The sequence below is a fragment of the Pseudomonas sp. 65/3-MNA-CIBAN-0223 genome (genome assembly GCF_040310425.1).
In the GTDB taxonomy this organism is placed as follows: Bacteria; Pseudomonadota; Gammaproteobacteria; order Pseudomonadales; family Pseudomonadaceae; genus Aquipseudomonas; species Aquipseudomonas gregormendelii.
Map to the genome: position 1 here is coordinate 1 of NZ_JBEOPV010000273.1, position 249 is coordinate 249.

The window sequence follows — 249 nt, forward strand, 5'->3', positions numbered from 1 at the left end:
GTTGTCGAGGGTAAACACCTGATTACGTGCCGCAGCACTTGGGTACTTGAGCACGTTCTGCGCCAGCGTTTGTGCATGCGCCGACAACGTGCCGTCCACCGAGCGCAATGCCAGTTGATGGGCCAGCACTTGTCGTCGCAGTGCGACCAATTGCCCCTCCGTGTCGGCTTGGGAGGGCTCGCCAGCCCCCCAGAATGTATTCAGGCTCAAGGTGATGGCAATTTCCAGCCTGGCGGCCAGGGTTGTCAT

Annotated in this window: 1 protein-coding gene; it reads right to left on the reverse strand. The window is 60.2% G+C overall.

All coding sequences use genetic code 11. The annotated features are described in order from the left end of the window. Positions 1-249: hypothetical protein (locus AAEZ09_RS28860; protein ID WP_350601748.1), on the reverse strand; the 249-nt coding region annotated here is incomplete at both ends.